Here is a 21465-nt window from a genome sequence, read left to right as displayed (position 1 = left end):
TTTTTGCATTTCTCACATTCTTTTCTTACACAATATCAATTACATCCCTTACTAGAACCAGGCCAATCTCCATAGGATAAACAAAATTGTAAACAATGAGCACATGCATCATAAAATGAAGGTATACATTTCCTAAACTGCTCCTGACAATACTGATAAGTATCATCTGTATAGTTCTTTTTACATACAACCACCTCATACATCAAAATACCTGCAACAATAACTGTTGCAACACTTGCAACAATTTCTCCAGCAAAAGTTGGTTCACCAACGGCTATTGCCCAAGTCGCTGCTAAAAAGCTACGGCATTTATCACCAAGACTACCTCCTTCACTTTTTGTTTTTATTCTTGCATACTTATTATAGGGAGTTACAAGCATAATGCCCTGTTTTTCAAGATTATTTATTTCTATTATACAATAATAAAGTACTGCCGTAACTCTTAATAATCTTTCCTGCTGAATTTCAGGTACTGAAGAATGTATTTCTTTAGTGACTGAGATTAACCTATTAAGTAAGTCTTCATTAGACTTACTTCTTTGACATTCATCTATAATTTTCTCGATAAATTCTATTTGCAAACTTGTCAAATTACGTATTTTATCAGAAAAAACAGTTGGGTCAATTTGCATCTGTTCTATTGATATACTACTTTTAGTCATTGTTTGACTTGCATTATACCAGTCTTTATAAAACTGTTTTTTAAATGCTGGCGAATTATCCGCTTTTGAATAATCGACCCTCATATTGTTCAGATTCTGTACAGTAACATGAATTTCGTTTGCAACAGCCTTTGCATATTCTTCTACATGTACGGGGAAATTATTTTCCTCATTCGTTGTTGTTCCTAAAAAAGAATCTTCCATAGAACAACTTTGTATCATAAAAGACACAATCAACAAAATTACACAACAAATAATGTTCTTCATAATGATAAATATTAAAAGTTTACTTTTTTGAATTTGCTATTACAGTTATATGAAATATAGGGATATTAATCGCATTTGAATTAATAAATACATCTCTATATATCTCTTCAGAACTATTAGCTGTAAAACTAAATTTTAAAACAATAGAATCGTGTCTATTTATAAACAACTTATCTTTTGTCATATAATTCAATTGCTCTAAACAAGAACAACTTGTATGTATAGCAAATATTTCCAATGGTTTATTCCCTTTATTAAATATAGGAATATCAAACGAAACACTTTTACTGACTTCACAATCATATAAATATACAAGATTCTTATTTATCTCGATTGTAGGTTCATTCTCAATATCAAAATTAGGATCTATTACTCTCTTTGCCGTCACAAATTCTTGTTTATATAAATCTAAATTATAAGAAGATTCAAACTTCAACATTTTTTTTGCTACATATTGTGCTTGAAGTGTATCATTTTCTTTCAATTCTCCCATTAGTTGTAAATATTCAGTATATGGATAATGCAAAGAGTTTGAAATTTTTTGCAATTCAGATTTTATATATACACCTTGCTTTAAAAGATTCTTATGTAGTAAAGTACTATCCAACAATGATACAACTTCGGTCTTACTAATATTAAACCTATTAGGCCAATGATATTCAGTTATTTTTCTATTCTCTAATGCTAACTGCGTATATAAAAATGTTTCCTTAGCTGCACCAGGTATTAAATCAATCAGTTTTCCATTCGAAGAAAAAACACAAGTTAAAGGAATAGATACAGGGCATAACCATTTCAAATACCATTCGTTTTCTAAAGATCTTATGTTCACAAAATTATAAATAGATTTATTAAGCAAATATTTATAATCATTATGCAAATACGAACTATATTCTTTAGATAATTCTTGACAAGAATCAACTAATACAATACAAAAAGGTTTATTACTTCTTTTTGCAATACAAGAAATATCATCCAATGATTTATCCATATATGTTTCAACACTTATATTACGACATCCCTGCATGCATAAACAAGTAAGAATCAGGATTGGTAGTTTTAACATTACAAATAATATACATTGTTTTTTCATATCTTACAAAAGTCATTAATCATTTCACAATCTAGGACAAATATAAATAAAGTTATTTAAATCATATCATTTACCAGATAGACAAACATCTATCACACACAAAGAATAACACATTAAAAAACAACATAGTAGAGTTAAAGTTAAAAAAAGACATAGACAATGAAAGTATTCCCCCCTGAGTTTTATTGATTTCTCTCAACTTCTAGCGCAAATATAACCCTCATTGATTCAATAGCGCAATTCATCAGACATTAAAAAATGATTCTAACAAAATCAAAGACTAAGCAAATATGATTCCAATGATATATTCCTTATACTTGTATTCTGAGCGTCTATTTTTCTTTTGACTCTAAATTTATAGGTTGATACAGTCGAAGGAGATATCCCCATTAAAGATGCCATATGAAAACGACGTAGTTTTAATCTCATTAAACAACAGATATGCAATTCTGTTGTGGAAAGATTCGGATGAACTTTTCCTAACCGCAAAAAAAATCCTCCAAGAACATAATCCACCCAACGTTCAATATAAGTCCATTCTTCCATGCTTATATAGGATACTTTCTCTTTTTTTGAGTTCGATAGACCAAAGTACCATAATAACCGTTCACATAATTTTTTCTTCAATGTATTATCCATAAGATTAATCGATTTATTAATTTTCCAGCCAAAAACCCTTGAGCATACCAAGGAGTTTTTTTAATTCCTTTCTTATATAGACTTTAAAAATCCATATTTGTCCTCAGTTTATGAGCAGAAATATTCATATTTAACATTTATACATATTAGAGCTTTTACTCAAAACAAATTCTATCGACAAATCATAAATAAAAAAGGCGGAAAATATCCGCCCTTTACTTTTACTTTTACTCTTACTTCTATTTCTTCTTCTGATAATAACGAACCCAGTCGACCTTCATCTCGACCGGAAGATCTTCCGGGTCGACAGGACCGACCCAGGGGCCACCCAACTGCATATCGATTAACAGATAATAGGGTTTGTCAAATGGGAATTGACCTTCTTTATCGGTTTCTATGCGGGGATATGAAAAGTTACGTACATCATTTATAAAGAAAACGAGGCTATCCGGATACATTTCTACCGCATATACATTATAACCTGCCGGATCGATGGGCCCGGTGCTTCCCTGAGGCGGGTCTTTCTTGATATTCAGGTTATGCGTATAAGTAGAATGAACTGTCTGATAAGCGATGCTATCATAATTCAGATGCTCCATGATATCTATCTCGCCACCCGACGGCCAGGGATACTTCGCTTCTTCAAACGGTTTTAGCCAGATGGCTGGCCATGCCCCGGTGGCACATCCCAGCTGTGCTTTTATCTCTAACCGGCCTCCATGGAAAGCACGCTTATATTTGGTATAGATGCCTCCGGTAATGTAAGGAACCGTATCTGTCGAGCGGTCCGGATTGATTAAACCTTTCAAAACAAGATTACCGTCAACCAAATCATAACAGAGTTCACTGTCAGACATATATTTTGCCCACTCCGGTGCCCAACGGGGAATTTTCGACCAGTTTGTCGTATCCAACCCGTTTGCCTGGTCAAAGTTTTCCTCCCAGACCAACTGCCATTCATCAGCCGGTCTCGTATTGCAGGCAGCCATCATCAGAATGACAGCTGCCCCGCATATCCATTTCATACCTTTTCTCATAAAAGAATATTATTTCGATTCTAACTCCTTCTTACGTTTCAACGCTTCCATAAAATAGTAATCGGCATAGTTCAACGGAACATCTATTTCCGAGTTATGAGGAATACTGCCCACGGAATGCATCAGGAGAAAGTTTCCGTTCGTTCCCAGGGCAGCCCGGTAAGCCGGAGAGCCCAGCGAAGTCATGATACTGTCAGCATACGTCTTATACGCTACGGCATCTTCCACATCCATCGTACTGATTTCATACAATGCGGAAGCAATACAGGAAGCAGTTGAAACATCACGCGGCTCATTCGGAATGTTCGGTGCATCCATATCCCAATAAGGGATCAGGTCAGCCGGCATTGCCTTATGATTCTTCATGAAGTTGAATGTTTTCAACGCCTGGTCCAGATATTTGCGATCACCGGTTTCACGATAGCAAACAACGAATCCGTAAATAGCCCACGCCTGTCCGCGGCTCCAGGCCGATTCATGCGCATATCCTTGTGCGGTATGGCGGTTACGAACAGAACCGTCTTTCAGACTATAATCGATGACATGGTAACAGCTGCCGTCCGGACGGAAATGTTCCTGCAACGTACGGTCTGCATGCGCAATCGCTATGTTATAAAAAGAAGAATCACCGGACAGACGGGTCGCTTCGAACATCAGCTCCAGGTTCATCATATTGTCGATAATCACCGGACATTCCCAACCGCGTTCCGACTGCCATCCTTTATCCACATTCCATGACTGGATTACCTGGGGAGCTTCACGGAAACGGGTCGATAATGACTTGGCGGCCTGTACCATCACATCTTTATAAGACGGATCGGCCGTCAGACGCAAACCGTTACCGAAGCTGCAATTGATAATGAACCCGATGTCATGATGCCAGGTCAGATTCTTGGCTTCTTCTATGGCCCATGTATATTTCTGAGCGAGCGGAAGCAAGGCCGTATCGCCCGTCAGTTCATACAGATACCACACCGAGCCGGGGAAGAACCCACTGCGCCAGTCTCCATAGCCGCAATAATAAACTGAGCTATCCTTTTTCAGCGTCACAGGATTCAGGCATTTGCCACTGGCTTCAATGACTTCTATCTCGTTACCGAGCTGTGCACGGGCGAAATCGATATTCTCGTCAATAAAACTCTTTTCTACTGTTTTAGGTGTTCCCCCGCAAGAGATCAGGAATGCGGAGAACGCTAAAGCGATCCAATTTTTCATTCTTCTTTTATTTATTGTTTTGTTTAATTGTAAATGTGTAAGTCCCGGATTTCACCATTTTTCCGGCATTCAAAGAGAGGCGATAGATTTCTTTTCCCCATACATTGGATAAACGCGGGTCATCCAACGCAACTGTCTCTACAGACGGGGTGAAAGTATTTTTATCATACAGCAATTCTACCTTTTCTCCGTTTACATCTATCCGGACGATTCCTTCCGAAGAAACATCTATCTTACCCCAGGTCAGGAAATTGACTTGATTCGGTTCTTTCAACTCTTTCAGGGTAAATGAATCCTGAATCTTCACTTCGCCCTTATTCTTATTTAATGTATATGAGCGAATCCATTTGTCCACCCCGGCTTCTTCAGGATAAGCGGTAGCAATATTAGCGGTAAAAGTCATCCGCTTCGGGTCGAAAGAAGTCGCAGTCGCTTTATACCGGGAACCAAACGACTGGGGTACTCCATTTATCATCGGCAGGTTATGATAGTTGCTCTGCATTGTCCAGATCGTATACCGTTCGTTACTGAATGTCTGGCGGGTATAAGTGCCGACACCGGCATCGATAAATACCGGAGTCGTATTTGAATACAAAGAAAAAGTTCCGGCATCATTATGATTATGGCTTTCATTGTTATATCCACCTTTCGCAGCCAGGAAGAAACCGGCTTTGTTCGTCATATAACAAAATTCCGTTTCAGGATACCAGGTATAAGCCGGAGACTGATACGAAGGCTCCGCCTCTCCCATCTCCTTTGCATACAGGAGACTTTGTAAGGTACGGAACATATCTCTCCCGGAAGAAAGCGATTTTCTGGTTGACAGGCTGTTCAGATAAGCGGCATACTGCATCATCACATCACTGCCTACCGCCTTTCCGTAGCGGAAAATAATCGGGGCATCTCCGCCACCTTTTGCCGAGGCATCCGCGAAGTTAACCACCCAGCCATTCCCTACATAAGAGCGGGCAATATATTCACCCATATTTTTGATAATCGGCTGATCGAACAAACTGATCTTTCCACCGGTTCCGTCGTACAATAATTGCAGATAATCATACATCTTTCCCGCAGCATGTCCCCAATAAGAAGGACCTTCTTCACAGGCTCCGTCCGAATGGGTATAGTTGATGAACTTATCGACAGAAACCATTGTACGATGAACGGCTTCTGCCAGTTTCTCTTTATCGTTTTCCAACAGTAGGAAACATTGCAGTACATTAAAGTTACACCACGGATTCCAGTTGTTGACCAGTGTTCCGGGTTTGTAATTGAAGGCCATCCACCAGAAACGGTCTTCTTTCATATAAGTATCCAATATTCTTTTCTGTAACTCATGGCGCAGGCGCTCGGAAATAACAGGATTTACTTTATCAAACTCTGCATGGAAGAAATAATAGGTCCAGGACAATAAGGAACCCAGGTCGCCGGCAGTCAGGTCGATCACATCTTCTTTATAATCGGGTAAAGAACGTTTTGAATGCTGTGCGCTTAAATGCGCCGACAATGCCCAGGAAGTCATCTCGCAGGACTGAAAGACACCATTGATCAGCTGATCGATAAAGCGGCCCTTTCCTTCTGCCAGTTCAGCCATCACCAAGTCGGCTATGGCTCCGTTATTACTGCCGAAAGGATCTTCCATGATTCGCCGGTTTCCGCTGCGTTCATATTCGATATAGTCGGTTGCTTTAACAACTTTCCATTCATAACCCAAACGTTTCTCTCCTTGTTTGATGTAATCATTCCTGTAATCTCCCAAAAATTGCTCCCAGGCAGTGCGATCGGTATAATCCGGATAAGGAACCCATTTCCGGTCCATCAATAAAACGGATTTCAATTCAGATATATCTGCCGCCTTTTGCAGCAGATCACGTTCGACATAAGCATTTGCAGATGCTATTATTCCGAATAGCAGGCAAAATAAGGTTAAACATTTCTGTGTTCTCATGATACTATTATTTGCTTTGAACACAAAAGTAGAAAGATTGTCCATAACAGAGGCGCCTATTTATCCATTTCATATGCACTTATCGTCCAAGGACACAGATTAAAACAGGTGAAAAGGTTCTTTTTATTTCATTGTAAATAAAGGTATGTATTAGTCTGTTAAGGTTTTTGATACCACTTTTGCAGTAAACTGCTTTCACATATATTAAGGCATAACTTAGTTCTAATGGAACTCCAATCATACCGATGCAAATATATATGTTATTAATGTTAATGAGTGTATTAATTTATCCATTTAATATGCACTAATAGTCCAACGCTTATTTGTAAAAAACGAGAACTCCCCTATTTTAAAGCCCTTGTATATTTAGCCTCCGGATAAGAATGTTAACTATATTCAATAATAATAACAGTAATGATTTAATCATTCCAAACATCTTTTCAGTATCTGCAACGCTAATACCAATGATTTGTCTTTCTCCGCTCTCCATTTATTTATCAGCGCCTCACCTAAAGTTACCCTAAAATCCACACCGTTTTCAACAGTCATTATATACTAATTGATCTTCAATCCTTTCGCCATCCAAATCAAAAAAACAGCGTAGTTCCATTAGAACTATGTGGTTTTTGCCAGATACCCAGGCTGAAACTCACGGAAAAACAATCAGTAAACCGGGTAAACAATTAATTAATCATTAACTAAATCTGGTGTTATTATGACAAAGGATTTTAATCGTTTTTACTTATCAAAACAGATGTTCCTGGGAGCAACCCTGCTTCTGGCATCTGTAGGATTGGCAACGGCCAGTCCGGCAACAGGAACTACGGGTACAGCCTTACCGAACCCTGTTGCTGCTTCTCCTCAACAAGCCAAATACATTATTAATGGAGTAGTCGAAGATCAGTTCGGTCCGATAGCAGGCGCCAATGTAGTTGAGAAGGGAACCACAAACGGGACAATTACCGATATGGACGGTAACTTTACCCTGGAAGTATCACCTAATTCCGTACTGGTCGTTTCATTTATCGGATTCAAGGAGCAACAGATTCCGGTGAATAACCAGAAATCATTACGGATTAAATTATCGGAAGACTCCCAGGCACTGGACGAAGTCGTTGTAGTAGGTTACGGAACACAGAAGAAAGTGAACCTGTCCGGCTCCGTTACCTCCGTAAATGTCAGCGAGATGGCCGAAAGCCGCCCGTTAACCAACATCTCTACGGCTTTGGCCGGAACTGCACCGGGGGTACAGATCACATCCAGCAACAATATCCCCTCCAACAACGGTGATGCGGATATTAAGGTACGCGGACAGGGAACATTGAACAACTCCTCTCCCCTGGTTATTATTGATGGTGTGGAAGGTAATTTGAACAGCGTCAGCCCGCAGGATGTGGAAACAGTCAGCGTATTGAAGGATGCTGCCTCATCGGCCATCTACGGTTCACGTGCAGCAAACGGTGTAATCCTGATTACCACCAAGTCCGGTAAGGCCGGCAGGATGAAAATCGACTATACCGGTTATGTTTCTTTCCAGAGCCTGAACAAGCCATACGACGTAGTCACCGACTATGCCAGCTATATGGAGTATATGAATGAAGGGATGCGCAACAGCAATAAGCCCGAACCTTTCTCCCAGAACGTGATAAATTTGTGGCGTGAGAAGTCGAAAGACCCGAACGGTCTGAATGAGCATGGTATTCCGAACTATCTGGCATATCCTAACAGCGATATCTTCGATGTGTATGAAACCGGTGTTTCCCATCAACACAGCCTGTCAGCAACCGGAGGTTCCGAAAAAGTGACTTATTATACTTCTTTCAACTATCTGAACAACCCGGGTATCCTGGAAAATTGCGGATACGAACGTTTCAGCCTCCGTGCCAATATCGACTCGCAGGTAAAAGACTGGTTGAAAATCGGTGTAAACCTGAGCGGATATACAGCCAATACAACTCCGGTCAGCGAGAACATCAACGATATCTATACCTACGGCTTAACCGGTGGAAACCCGGGTATCGCCTATTTGGACGACCAGAACCGGTTGGGTATCAATGCCAATAATGAAGATGACCCTCAGAACGCTACAAACAATCCATATAATCGTTTAAGGAATGTGAGCGGTAACATCGGAATAAACACGCTGAAAACCCGTATGTATGCGATTTTGACTCCGTTAAAAGGTCTGACTATCCAGGGTTCTTATACCTATGATTATTATGACAAACAAAAGGATTCGAAACCAAACTTCGTCCCGATGTATAATTTCCAGACGAATACGTTATATACAGATGGTGTGGGCCAGACAAGCATCTATAATTACAATGAAAAGACCTACAGGAATTTCATGGATGCCATCGCTCGCTACGAACGTAACTATCTGAATAACCGCCTGAGCACAAATATCATGATTGGTGCCAGCCAGGAACAATACAAACGTTCTTACTTCAGTGCCACCCGTAAGGATTTGCTCGACCCGTCACTGGGTGTAATCGGAGGAGCTATCGGCGAATCTTCCTCAACCGGTAATGTTACGGAATGGGCGATGCGCTCTTTCTTCGGACGTATCAACCTGGGTTGGGATGACAAATACTTATTGGAAGCCAACCTTCGCGCCGACGGCTCTTCCCGTTTCCAGAAAGATAACCGCTGGGGTTATTTCCCATCGTTCTCTGCTGCCTGGCGTATTTCGGAAGAAAACTTCATGAAAGACTTCACCTGGCTGGATAACCTGAAGATACGTGGTTCTTACGGTTCGCTGGGAAACAACACCCTGGGAAGCAACAGAGATAATGACGGCAACTACCTCTCGCAGTCTCTGTATGCACAGACCAACTACGTATTAGGCCGTGCCGTGGCAATGGGGCTTTCTCAAACTGCCATCGCCAATGCTAATCTATCTTGGGAAACGACCTATATCACCAACCTGGGAGTTGACTATAATATGTTTAGCAATCGTCTGAGCGGTAGTCTCGAATTCTTCAATAAGAAAACAGACGGCATTTTGATTGACCTTCCGGCTCCAATGGTTCACGGTAACGCGACAATTCCTAAGCAGAATGCCGCCCAGGTAACCAATAAAGGGGTTGAGTTCTCTGTGAACTGGTCCGACAGAGTCGGTAAGGATTTTGACTATAATGTAGGCTTCAACTTCACTTACATCAAAAACAATGTCGATAAATTTAAAGGAGACGAACCTTCGTACGATGGAGCCAGAATGTTGAAGGAAGGACTTCCTATCTGGTCTTTGTATGTCCGCGAAATTGACCGTATCATCCAGACAGACGCAGACCTGGCACTGGTTGAAACGATGTTGAATAACCCGGAAGTAGAAGGTAAAGTCGTATTCCCTTACGGAGTTCCTCAAAAAGGTGATATCCTGTATAAAGACCTGAATGGTGACGGACTGGTAAACGATGATGACCGTACCGTTATCGGAGACGGCCGGAACCCGACCTTCACGTATGGGGTGAACCTGGGATTCAACTGGAAAGGCATTGACTTCTCTACATTGATTCAGGGTGTAGCCGGCATTAAGGACGTATATCTGAGCAACCTGTATAAAAGTGGTGTCCGCCAGGGTTACCAGATGAACCAGGAAGTTATCGACGGACGCTGGTACGAAGGCCGTACGGATGCCAGTTATCCGCGTCTGCTGGACTATAGCGATACCCGTAACGAACAGTATTCCGACTTCTGGGTTGCCAGCAAGGCGTACCTGAAAATTCGTAACATCACATTAGGTTATACCCTGCCCAGCCAATGGACCAAGGTTGCCTATATGGACAGAGTCAGAGTATACGGAAGTTTGGAAAACTTCTTCACTTTCTCGAAGTGGAAAGGATACGACCCTGAAGTGAGCGGCGTTACCTATCCGACCATGCGTCAAGCTGTAATCGGTATCAATGTTACCTTCTGATCAGATTGTCTAACTAATAAACAGAATTATAAAATGAAAAAATATATCATGTCTTTTTTAGCAGCCTTATTCACATTGACAGGCTGTTACGACCTGGACAGGGCTCCATACGACCAGTTGAGTTCCAGTACTTTCTGGCAGACGGAAGACCAGTGTAAGCAAGGTCTTATGGGAGTTTACGCCTCCCTGAAAAACACCGACCTGTACGGTAAAATGTTTATGATAGACGTCAACTCCGATATTGCTGCCGGATATGACCAGTATGAAGCCCTTCAGCTGGGAACCTGTACCCCGCGTACCGGATTCCTGAACGGCAAATGGCAAAACGGATACAACGCCATTCAGCGTGCCAACCTGGCTATCCGCAGCATCGGCGAGGCTCCTATCGATGAAGTGCCTAAAAACCAGATGTTAGGTGAAGCCCGTTTTCTCCGTGCATTAATCTATTTCCACCTGCTGGACTATTTCGGAGGACTTCCCATATATGACGAAACGACCGACCTGGAAAAAGAGTTCAACAACCTGCTGAAACCCAGAAGTTCTGCAGAAGAGACACGCGCTTTTATCCTTGCCGACCTGGAAAAGGCATTGGGCGCCGGACTTCCCGACCAATGGAACGATGCAAACTACGGACGTGTTACATTGTCAGCAGCCCAGGCCCTGTTGGGTAAGGTTTACCTGTACGACAAACAATACGACAAAGCCATCGAAAACCTGGAAAAATCCCAGGCCGGACATGCATTACATGATGACTTCGCTGAGTTATTCACTCCGACGGGCCATACCAGTTCCGAAATGATTTTCTCCATCATCAACCTGGGAGGAACAGGAAACAGCTACGGTATGCCTTTATGCTTCTACGCCGGAACCCGTAACTCCTACGGCAGTTGCTGGAACAATACGGTACCTTCCACCAACCTGGTCGACATGTATGAATACAAGGACGGACGCCCGTTCGACTGGGACGAAGTATTCCCCGGCTTCAACTCCGACAACCAGGTTAAGGAACGTGTATTCAGATGCACGGTCAACAGCGACGGTTCGGAAGTACTGGATATCCCGGCTGAATCCGAAAAAGTAAAAGAGATGTACGAACAGCGTGACCCGCGTTTATCAGCCACCGTTATCGCTCCTTACACAACTTATCTGGGATGGAACCGTAACCAGGAACGTCTGATGACTTTCATCTTCGCGAAAAACGAAAAGGGTGACGTTGTTGCCGTAAACGAAAATAACGGTTTCATGCGAAACAATAAAGGCGGCTGGGAAACCTATTTCTGGAGAAAATTTGTACCGGAAGGCGACTGGAACGGACAAATTACCGACCGTGCCCATACCCCTGTAAACTTCCCGATTCTTCGTCTGGCAGATGTTTATCTGATGTTAGCAGAATGTTATAATGAAACGGGCAACCAGTCAAAGGCTGTCGAATACATCAACAAAGTTCGTGCCCGTGCCGGAATCGCCCTGCTGAATAGCGGTCCTTCTTATCTGGCCGCCAATACAAAGGATGAAGTATTCCAGCGTATTTTCCGTGAGAGAGCGTTCGAACTGGCAGGCGAAGGTATCCGCGACAGTGACCTGCGCCGTTGGAAATTATCCCATACTATATTGAACGGAGATGAATTCGGCATCACAGGAAAACGTATGCTAACCCGTGTATTCCGCGAAAACCGCGATTACCTGTGGCCAATACCCGCTACAGAAATCGAAATCAATCCGGATTTGACACAGAATCCGAACTGGTAATAACCCATCTATTTCAAAAAAAGAGGAGGTGTGTCAAAACATCCAAAATATGAAAATCACCCCTGCTACAGCTATGTGTGGCAGGGGTGATTTTGTTGAAAAGAGAGTTTTGGCACACCCTCCTCTTTTTCCTGACTTCGTCAATGCGCCACCCAAATCATTTCGGTTCATCGGCGAAGTCAAATAGTGAGCGTATCGCCCGATGTTTATCAGTCAGGAATAAGGTCTTAGTATAAATTTCTTCATTTTCAGGCATCTTCACTCTGATGGTAGTAATAGTTTTGACGGCATCAAATACCTTTCCTGCGCTCAGGTCAATGTTCTTTTCTTTGATAATTCGCTCCAATTCCTCATATATTTTATAGGCGACAAAGCAAATGCAAACATGTGTGCTTCTATTCTTCGTTCAGTAAAATGGAATATAGGACGCATCTCTAATGAGCCTTTTGAGATACGAAAAGCTCGTTCTACAACCCATAATCCGTTATACTCGGCACTGACCTTCTCCGCATCCAGAGGGGTGTTTGTAATTCTACATTGGTTTTGTTCATCAGTCCTGAGTCTGCTACTATGATGAAGTCTTCCCCAAGTGAGAAACGCTGTTTGAAGTCGTCTATCATAGGAATCATGGTATAGCCCTCGTATTGGCTCCCATTGAATAGTGAATAGGATAGTGGGTAACCGCCTTCGCTAACCAGAAGTCCAAGCACGACTTGCGATTCCGCTGTCTTACCGTCTTTCGAGAAGCCAGGTTCTCGTAGGTCATCTGTTTTTGCAGTTTCAAAGTATAGAGTAGTCACATCGTAAAACATCAATCCAATTTTTCCACCGAGCACTTTACGGGTATGTTCCACGCTAATCTGCTGCACTAACTCCCGTTGGGTATTGTACAGTTTATCCATGTAACGATAGATGTGATTCAGGTCAATATCTTCGTCATAGTAAGACTTGAGGTACTCTGTGGTGGCAAGTTTACTCGCAGGCTGAGATACACGTGCGATCACAAGATGTCGCAATATCTCGTCCGGTATGCGATTGAAGCCAATATTATCATAGATACAATCAAGCAGCAACTGAGTTCCGTTGATCAATACAGCATCCACATTGCCGACTACTCGTTTGGTCTCTTCGAGTTCTCGCTGACCTGCATAGCTGTTAATCCATCTTTAGGCGGCATCACACAAATTTTCCGTGTCTTCTATTGAGTCCGCGGTGCCAAAGCTCTTTATTTCCTCATACTTACCGGAGGATTTGCTTACTACAACGACACTGATAGTGCCAGAGCGGTTCTTTTTCTTGCGCACATACATGCCGCAAAATTACGTTTTTTAGCTTGCGCCACCTAAATCAAAAGATAACTCTTTGATAATCAATTCACGCCGTGGTGCGCAGAAAAGTGATGAAGTCAGGAAAGAGTACGTCACACAAAATTACAGGGCGTGGGTGAGCGGATATAATGTCGCCCTGGATAGTATAGATGTTTTTCCGAAGACCGTCTATATAACAAAGAAAATACCTACCCGCCTTTGGGGATTGGGCTGTCTGTCGGTTATGGGGCAGGACGATCCGGACTGTCGCCATATGTCGAAGTGGGGGTGTATTACAGGATTTGGTAATTTGATTTGATATTAATACTAAAGTTAGCCGTCTTGCTTGTGAGAGTAGGGTGTTTTTTGTGTTTAATAACATAATATTTAGCTTTGTGGTATGTAGATAAAATAATAAATTTAAAGCATTTATTAACTCTTTGTAGTTCTATAATCCATTTGTTTAACTTATTAAATTATTATTATGAAAAATCTATTATTTGCATCAGTGGCTTTTATGTTGTTTTTTGCGTGTAGCAACGAAACAGTATTTGATGAAAAGGATGATTCTACCATAGATGTCGTTACAAAAAGCATTAACGATAACGGCCCCTTTAATTTACATGATTGGAGAATAGAGGTTGTTGGGGCTATTATGTATCATGGCTTTGATATGGGTCCATATTGGTCGGATTATGAGAGTAAAGGGAAAACTACATTCTTGACCGGACCTCTAACAATCGAAGAAACAATAGCACAATTTGGAGGATGTATAGGATATAATATTTTAGGTCTTACGGATATTTCAAACTGGCTATATTCTTATAATATGCGTTATAATATTATATCTTTTCCTGGTCCACCTGATGGTTCTAACACAGAATCTGATGGCTCTAAAAAGGAAGAAAAGACTGCGTGGGAGAAGCTTAAGGATAGGTATGAAGGAGCAGCATTTATAGAAGAGAACAATTGTCCTCCAGGATCTTCTTTTACTTATGCACAAGCTGCAGCTATTATGGCTCGAATGGATAAGCAAAAAGACGATGAGTTTCTGCCTTTTGTTTATATTAAAGCATATCCCTTCACCTCTAGTTCCAGTATTATATGCTGGAGTCTTTACGGGGCAGTAAACAACAAGACGACAGGACTTATTTATAGCAATCCTTATACTAGGATAGCTAGTGGCATTTTAGAAGCTTACAATAATCATATATACTCTGGGGTTACGTGTAGCGACCTTAATTAAGAAAGAGGCAGTCTCAAGATTTGAGCAAATTATGGGTTTAAAGGTGCAAATAAAATACCAAACAGAAGTTATTCGCCAATTGATATACCATTAATTCGTTATGCGGATGTAGTCCTTTCTTTAGCTGAATGTTTGAATGAACAGGGAAAAACAGATTTGGGGTGAACCTCAATATTCTTATACTTGGGGAGGTAACCATTTATACAACTGGGCTATTCCTAGGTCTGAAATTCAGATGAATGAAAACCTAAAACAAAATGAGGGTTGGATAGACTAATCCATTCTTATAAATTTCTATTTCATGAGGGTGTCAGATTACTTTGACACCCTCTTTCTATTATTCTATACAATCAACAAAGTGCGTGCTCGTATCGATTAGTATTCCCAACCCGGTGTAGATGTCAAATTCGTATTAAGCTCTGTTTCACTCTTGGGGACAGGCCAAGTATACCACTGGTCGCCAATCCAATCATAAACAGTACCTCCGGTACTCTCTGTTCCGCCCCATGCATGCTGGGCAACCTTTTCACTGAATTTTGTTTCTTTCAACGTACGCCAACGCATTTCATCAAAAAAGTTTATACCTTCGTTCACAAACTCACGACGACGTTCGTCACGCACATAGTTACGTGCAGTTGTCTGATCTGAGAAGCTAGAAGCCATAGTCGGTATACCGGCACGGTCACGGACCTCTTTCACCTTGGCCATAGCACCTGCCAAGTCATTCTTTTCAACAAGTGCTTCGGCCCACATCAACAATACATCTGCATAACGAATGATAGGTTCATCTACCGGATTCTGCTCACGACGCAGGTATTCCAACCCCTCACCGATAAATTTACGATGAATATATTTAAATTCAGCCTGTGCATTCATAAAACCGGAAGCATAATAATCGTTCGGTAACTCCGGATTGGCATTCGGTTCGGCATTTGCCTGATCTGCATAATATTTACCAGCAACAGGCCAACGGAACGTGTACCATGCTTCTGCAGTAGAGTTACTATTTACCCCCAGGTAATTGGCGTAAGGTGTCACTACATTATAAGCTAAACGCGGGTCACGATTTGCGTATGCAGTTTTCAAACGAGCCTCATTACCTTCCGGCAAATAAATAGCCTGGATTTCTTCGGGTAATTTATTAAGTTCAGTATCAACAGCCTTGGTGACCGTAGAATGGATTTCCTTTCCATTAACGAACTTATCACGAATGAAGAAAACTTTACGATATTTCGTATGCCCTTCTGCAGCTTCCATATCAGTCACTTTCTTCCAATCAGACAAATAATCTTCCCAGGCAAATTTTTTAACTGTCTGCCCATCCATCTCTTCATAAAGGTTTACCAACGCAGGAGTCACCTGCAAGTCACCCCAACAGCCACGGCTATCTTTAGCTCCCTGGGTAAATGCCGCACAATACTTTTGTATTCCCGTACCATATCCCGTAGGATCTTCTATATACTGTACTGCCAAAATAATCTCTTCACAACGCTCGTTAGCAACCTTGAACAGTTGTTTGTAGTCTGGGAACAATTTGTAACCACACTCACCTACCTTAGCAAAGTCTGCTATTGCTTTATCATACTCCTTTGTCAACAGATATGCTTTACCACGCAAAGCATAAGCAGCCCCTTTACTTACTCGTCCTTCTCCTTGGATTTGATTGTCAGGTAAATTCGGCTCAGCTATAGCATCGCTTAAATCCTTAATAACTTGAGCCCATATCTCCTGTTCCGAACTTTGAGGCTTATCACATTCAGACGGGTTCACCGGTTCCGTATACAAAGGTACCCCTAATCCACCATTACCGAAAAGAATGTTCAAACGATCGTAAAAGAATGCACGAAGTACTTTACACTCAGCTATCAAACGAGCTTTTTTAGCTTCATTAATAGGAGCATTTTAATACCAGCTATAGCGGCATTAGCCCGATGCACACCGTCATACATCCATTGCCATGTTTTTAAGAAAAACCCGTTACTGGGATTTACCGATTTAGTAAACAAGTTTTGCATGCCATACTCACCTTGTCCAGTCATACCAAACGCATCATACCCATAATAACCAATCATGGCATCAGCTCCAATAATTTGATTTCCATGGAAAGGTCTCTGCAAGGAGTAATACACACCAATAACGCCCTGGTCAACGCTTTCTTCGGTAGTCCACATAGTACCACTGGAAAGTTTATCGTTGGGTGCCGTATCCAAAATATCCGTACAAGATGTTGCGACTCCAAAAACAGCCGCCAATGTTAATAAATTAAATATCTTTTTCATCTTTATGTGCTTTTAATTAAAAGGTTACAGACAGACCTCCGGAGAACATACGTGCAATCGGATATGCGGCAAGCGAACCACCCAATTCAGGATCTACACCAGGGAATCTATCGGATTTGAAAGTCAACAAATTTTCACCGGATACAAATACTCTCAAATTATTGATCTTAGCCGGTGCTACCCATTTTTTAGGTAATGTATATCCGATTTGTAATGATTTCAGCTTAACAAATGAAGTATTATACAAATAGAATGTATTTGAAGGGGTAGTACCACCGGAAGTAAGCAGACGAGGATACTCGTTAGAGATTCGGGCATTCGGGTCAACTGCAGGATCGTAGGAAGAACCGATGACAACGCCCTGCTCATTTTTAATGATACCAGCATGTGAAGCTTCCGAATCGTAGAAATAATATCTGTTCCAAGCATCGCCAGGCAAAGCATCACCAGTATTAGTAATCATAGATCCATTCGCTCCTTTTGAATTGATGTAATGATAACCGCCAAAGCGTCCGGACCACATCATATTCAAATCAAAACCACGCCAAGAAGCATTGATATTAAATCCTAAAGTAATCTTCGGGGTCGAACTCTTACCGGTAAATTCGCGGTCATCATCATTTCCATATTTACCATCACCATTCAAGTCAGCCATGATCAAGTCGCCATACCATAAATTGGAACCATCAGAATTGATCTGTTTCAAATTATTGTTGAAGGTATATCCAGCAGCCAACATAGAAGCAACCCAATCCAAATCAGCCTTTGTACGGATCATACCATCACGAGGTCCTCCCTGCGGATTAACACTGCCATCAGCTAATTTGTAAGAGCCGTCACCGGAATAAGGACGGCGCAAGAAAAATTCATCGATCATGTGTCCTTCTACACGACGAGTGTCACCTCCGGTAGAAACATCAGCCAAATTGGTGTAACGCCATGTAGGATTCCCCCAGATATCTTTAACATTTTCATCCAACTCATAGCTCAATTCACCTTTAAAATCGGTTACTTCATTCTTATTAAAGGCCAAATTGAGTCCTATGCCATAGCGGAAATCTTTAATCTGATCGTTCCAGCCCAAGTTCAGTTCAATACCGTGGTTAGACAAGCTGGCCGTGTTTGACATTGGAGCACTGATACTACCCATTGTTTTATACATAATGGAGTTGGTAAGAATATCCGAAGTCTTTCGCAAATAGAAGTCGGCTTCCAGGCTCAAGCGTTGATTAAGGAAAGAAGCGTCCAGACCGATGTTATAGGTGGTCACTTTTTCCCAGGAAAGAGCCAGGTTCTGGATAGAAGATTGTATCAAACCATTTTGCACTCTTTCGTCAAAAACATTGTTCACTTTCTTATACAAAGCTTGCCAGTCATAATTTCCCCCTACAGTATTACCCAGCGATCCATAAGAAGCGCGAAGTTTTAAATTACTAACCGCATTTTTGAACGGTTCGAAGAAAGGTTCTTCACTGATACGCCAAGCGGCAGACCCTGATGGGAAAAAGCTGTTACGATAGCCGGGTGCAAACTTGGAAGAGGCATCTGAACGGAAGCTGAATTCGAGCAGGTAACGGTTATCATAAGCGTAATTTACACGCCCGAAATAAGAAAGTATAGCATTTACCGACTTGGCATCACCTTCAATGGATTGCATTTCCGCACCGGATGTGATATCGGTGATACTCCAATCTATCAAACCTTTCTTTGTTGCTTTGAACCCTGTAGTTTCACCACGATACTGCTCATAACCGAACAAGCCGGCTACATCGTGTTTTCCGAATGTGTTGTTATAACGTAGCAGCAAGTCTGCCGTATAACTGGTCGATTCGTAAGAATAACGATAGGTGGTAGCCTGGTCCAGAACACCTAGTCCTTCTTTCGGTGTTTCAAAACTTTCGCGGAAACTATAACGAGGCAGGTTTTGAGAGTAATGTTCGTCCTGGCGGCTATACTGGCTCCAGTTGAATTTGGCTTCAGCCACCAAACCTTTCAAAGGCAACTCAACGTTGGCATACCATGTCGTATTGAGGCGCGTATATGTATTCTTTCCTCCATTGGCAGCCACCGATTGCAAAATATTATCCTTCTGGGTCACTTCCGGATGTTCGCTAGCCCCATATTTACCATCATAGATAGGAGTCTGCCCCGGCCATGCCTGAAGCAGGTAAGTCATGGACGTACTTCCCGGATCCTTAAACTCTTTGGTTCCATAGGTTTGTGTTCCAAAGGTAATGATATCTGCTATTTTTGTTTCTATATTGGCACGGATATTGAAACGCTCCATGCTCGTGTTGTCCAATGTTCCCGGATTATCTTGATAACCAAGTGAAAGCAGGTAGGTTGTATTTTTATTACCACCCGACACATTGACACCATATTTCTGGTAGAAAGCTGGTTCAAACAGGATCTGTGCCCAGTCTGTATTCGGGTATGCCAACCAGTTTGGTATCTGCTGTCCTGTTACAGGATTAGTATAGACCCCATTCGGGTTCAAATCTGCTTGACGCCATTCTTCAATACTATCAAGACTATAGTCAGGTGTATTGGCCGTCGGATTGGCATTCAACTTGGCGATATTGTGCAACTCCATGAAATCTGCCGTACTTGACATCAATTTGAAATCGGTAATCGGCTTTTCCTGTGCAAACATAGCATTGAAAGTCACTCTTGGGCTTTCGTCTTTTTTCCCTTTTTTGGTTGTTACCAAAATAACACCGTTGGCTGCACGTGAACCATAGATTGCCGCCGCACTGGCATCTTTCAAGATTGAGATGCTTTCAACGTCATCCGTATTCAGCGGAGCCATATCAGCAGCAACACCATCGACCAATACCAATGGACTACTATTGTTGAATGAACCTTGGCCACGCACCTGGATACCGATACTTTCGTCACCAGGGTTACCACTTCCTTGAGTAACGCGTACACCTGGAGCCGCGCCCACCAAAGCCTGTCCGAGGTTCATCACCGGGCGGTTGGCTATTTTTTCCGCACTAACGGATGCTACCGAACCTGTCAGGTTCACTTTCTTCTGCGTACCATAACCAACTACTACCACTTCTTCCAACGCTTGCGAGTCTTCTTTTAGGTTAATAGTAAATGACGTTTGGTTTCCTACAGGGATCTGTTGTTCCACGTACCCGATAAAAGAAACTACCAAAACAGCATTAGAAGATACCTCCAAATCAAAATTACCGTCCATATCGGTAATCGTTCCATTGGTTGTCCCTTTTTCAACTACGTTGGCACCCGCTATAGGTCCCAAAGCGTCTTCAATTGTTCCGGTTACTTTTTTCTTCGCTTGTTGAGGAGAAGCAACAAGCGCATCGGAAACGGGAATCTCTATTCCCGGATTGGCTGAAGCCAACCCCACAGATGTCAAAAGCATAGTTGCTCCTAAAAACATCCGTTTTGATAAATAAAAACGATTAAAATCCTTCGTCATAATAACACCAGATTTAGTTAATGAATAAATTGTGTTTGCGCACACCAAATCACTATTACTTGTTGTGCAAGAATTTTAGCCCGTTCGTTTCACATAAAAAGGAAATAGTCCTAGCTGGACTGTGTCCATTTATTCATTAACTAATTATTAGATTTTGGCTCATCACTAATTCTTTACAAATAAGAAAACAACTGAGAATAAAGCTCTTTCTCTTTTTGTTTTTCAATAGCAGAACAAAAGCAGTTCAGAAAAGTCGTTAGAATTCTATTACTTAATATTAATAGAAAAACAGTAATTGATATAACCGAATTTTGAAAAATGAATGTTCTATTTCTACCTGTCAGAACTTCAATAGTTAGTGCAAATTGACCATAATCTATGCACTATATTCATATACAGCCCATTACTATTGTGTTAATTTTTTATTTATGGACAATAGATGCACCTATATTAGACAAAAATGTATGTTAATATATCATACGATACGTTACTTTTGCGGCTGTTCTGCTTTGTTCCATAATAAGGACACAGTTCAGCTAGAACTACACTCTCCACAAAAAAAAGGATAAGGCATTAATCAATAACACCTTATCCCATAAACATTTCCTTATCAAAAGAACTTCTTACAATTCCTGTTTAAGGATTATTCTTTTAAC

Annotated in this window: 13 protein-coding genes and 2 pseudogenes; 5 read left to right on the top strand and 10 right to left on the bottom strand. The window is 41.5% G+C overall.

Going from position 1 to position 21465, the window contains the following annotated elements; all coding sequences use genetic code 11:
• Nucleotides 1-35: 35 nt before the first annotated feature.
• The 6 genes from NBH14_RS25445 to NBH14_RS25420 all read right to left on the bottom strand — a co-directional run bounded on the left by NBH14_RS25445 (nucleotide 36) and on the right by NBH14_RS25420 (nucleotide 6861).
• Nucleotides 36-929, bottom strand: coding sequence for a hypothetical protein (locus tag NBH14_RS25445; protein ID WP_186959744.1), 894 nt, complete (start codon nucleotides 927-929; stop codon nucleotides 36-38).
• 19 nt (nucleotides 930-948) lie between these two features.
• Nucleotides 949-1920, bottom strand: coding sequence for a DUF1573 domain-containing protein (locus NBH14_RS25440; RefSeq protein WP_186959746.1), 972 nt, complete (start codon nucleotides 1918-1920; stop codon nucleotides 949-951).
• 375 nt (nucleotides 1921-2295) lie between these two features.
• Nucleotides 2296-2661 (bottom strand): helix-turn-helix transcriptional regulator, encoded by a 366-nt coding sequence (locus tag NBH14_RS25435; RefSeq protein WP_186959747.1) that lies wholly within the window; start codon nucleotides 2659-2661, stop codon nucleotides 2296-2298.
• Between the two features lie 239 nt (nucleotides 2662-2900).
• The gene (locus NBH14_RS25430; protein WP_186959748.1) at nucleotides 2901-3698 is read right to left on the bottom strand and encodes a glycoside hydrolase family 16 protein; all 798 of its coding nucleotides are present in this window, start codon (nucleotides 3696-3698) and stop codon (nucleotides 2901-2903) included.
• Nucleotides 3699-3707: 9 nt separating this feature from the next.
• Entirely contained in the window at nucleotides 3708-4913 is a 1206-nt protein-coding gene (locus NBH14_RS25425) for a glycoside hydrolase family 88 protein (RefSeq protein WP_186959750.1), read from the bottom strand.
• 7 nt (nucleotides 4914-4920) lie between these two features.
• Nucleotides 4921-6861 carry a heparinase II/III family protein gene (locus NBH14_RS25420; protein ID WP_186959751.1) on the bottom strand — a complete coding sequence of 647 codons (1941 nt, stop codon included), beginning with the start codon at nucleotides 6859-6861 and terminating at the stop codon, nucleotides 4921-4923.
• Nucleotides 6862-7576: 715 nt separating this feature from the next.
• On the opposite strand from NBH14_RS25420, the gene NBH14_RS25415 reads away from it, so the two are divergent.
• Together NBH14_RS25415 and NBH14_RS25410 are read left to right on the top strand one after the other, a co-directional pair.
• Nucleotides 7577-10780 (top strand): SusC/RagA family TonB-linked outer membrane protein, encoded by a 3204-nt coding sequence (locus NBH14_RS25415; RefSeq protein ID WP_186959753.1) that lies wholly within the window; start codon nucleotides 7577-7579, stop codon nucleotides 10778-10780.
• Between the two features lie 33 nt (nucleotides 10781-10813).
• Nucleotides 10814-12529, top strand: a complete 1716-nt coding sequence (locus tag NBH14_RS25410) for a RagB/SusD family nutrient uptake outer membrane protein (protein ID WP_186959755.1) — start codon at nucleotides 10814-10816, stop codon at nucleotides 12527-12529.
• Between the two features lie 157 nt (nucleotides 12530-12686).
• Here the strand turns inward: NBH14_RS25410 and NBH14_RS28950 are convergent.
• Nucleotides 12687-13839 (bottom strand): annotated as a pseudogene (locus NBH14_RS28950) (IS1634 family transposase).
• 97 nt (nucleotides 13840-13936) lie between these two features.
• Here NBH14_RS28950 and NBH14_RS25395 point away from each other — a divergent pair.
• From NBH14_RS25395 to NBH14_RS28880, 3 genes and pseudogenes are all read left to right on the top strand, one after another.
• Nucleotides 13937-14145: pseudogene (locus tag NBH14_RS25395) on the top strand (DUF6808 domain-containing protein); the annotation flags it as partial.
• Between the two features lie 175 nt (nucleotides 14146-14320).
• Nucleotides 14321-15082 carry a hypothetical protein gene (locus NBH14_RS25390; RefSeq protein ID WP_186959758.1) on the top strand — a complete coding sequence of 254 codons (762 nt, stop codon included), beginning with the start codon at nucleotides 14321-14323 and terminating at the stop codon, nucleotides 15080-15082.
• A 54-nt stretch (nucleotides 15083-15136) separates the two neighbouring features.
• Nucleotides 15137-15247, top strand: coding sequence for a RagB/SusD family nutrient uptake outer membrane protein (locus NBH14_RS28880; RefSeq protein WP_224265855.1), 111 nt, complete (start codon nucleotides 15137-15139; stop codon nucleotides 15245-15247).
• 210 nt (nucleotides 15248-15457) lie between these two features.
• Here the strand turns inward: NBH14_RS28880 and NBH14_RS25385 are convergent, their stop codons facing one another.
• From NBH14_RS25385 to NBH14_RS25375, 3 genes are read right to left on the bottom strand one after another with little or no spacing between them, the layout of a single operon-like run.
• On the bottom strand, nucleotides 15458-16951 hold the full coding sequence (locus tag NBH14_RS25385) for a RagB/SusD family nutrient uptake outer membrane protein (protein WP_250817839.1): 1494 nt from the start codon (nucleotides 16949-16951) through the stop codon (nucleotides 15458-15460).
• The gene (locus NBH14_RS25380) at nucleotides 16948-17361 is read right to left on the bottom strand and encodes a hypothetical protein (RefSeq protein WP_250817838.1); all 414 of its coding nucleotides are present in this window, start codon (nucleotides 17359-17361) and stop codon (nucleotides 16948-16950) included. Before NBH14_RS25380 ends, NBH14_RS25385 begins: the two co-directional genes overlap by 4 nt.
• A 16-nt stretch (nucleotides 17362-17377) precedes the next feature.
• Entirely contained in the window at nucleotides 17378-20809 is a 3432-nt protein-coding gene (locus NBH14_RS25375; RefSeq protein WP_186959759.1) for a SusC/RagA family TonB-linked outer membrane protein, read from the bottom strand.
• Nucleotides 20810-21465 lie beyond the last annotated feature (656 nt).

The organism is Parabacteroides caecihominis (genome assembly GCF_023656785.1).
GTDB lineage: Bacteria > Bacteroidota > Bacteroidia > Bacteroidales > Tannerellaceae > Parabacteroides > Parabacteroides segnis.
This window is presented reverse-complemented; position numbering and strand designations above follow the sequence as displayed.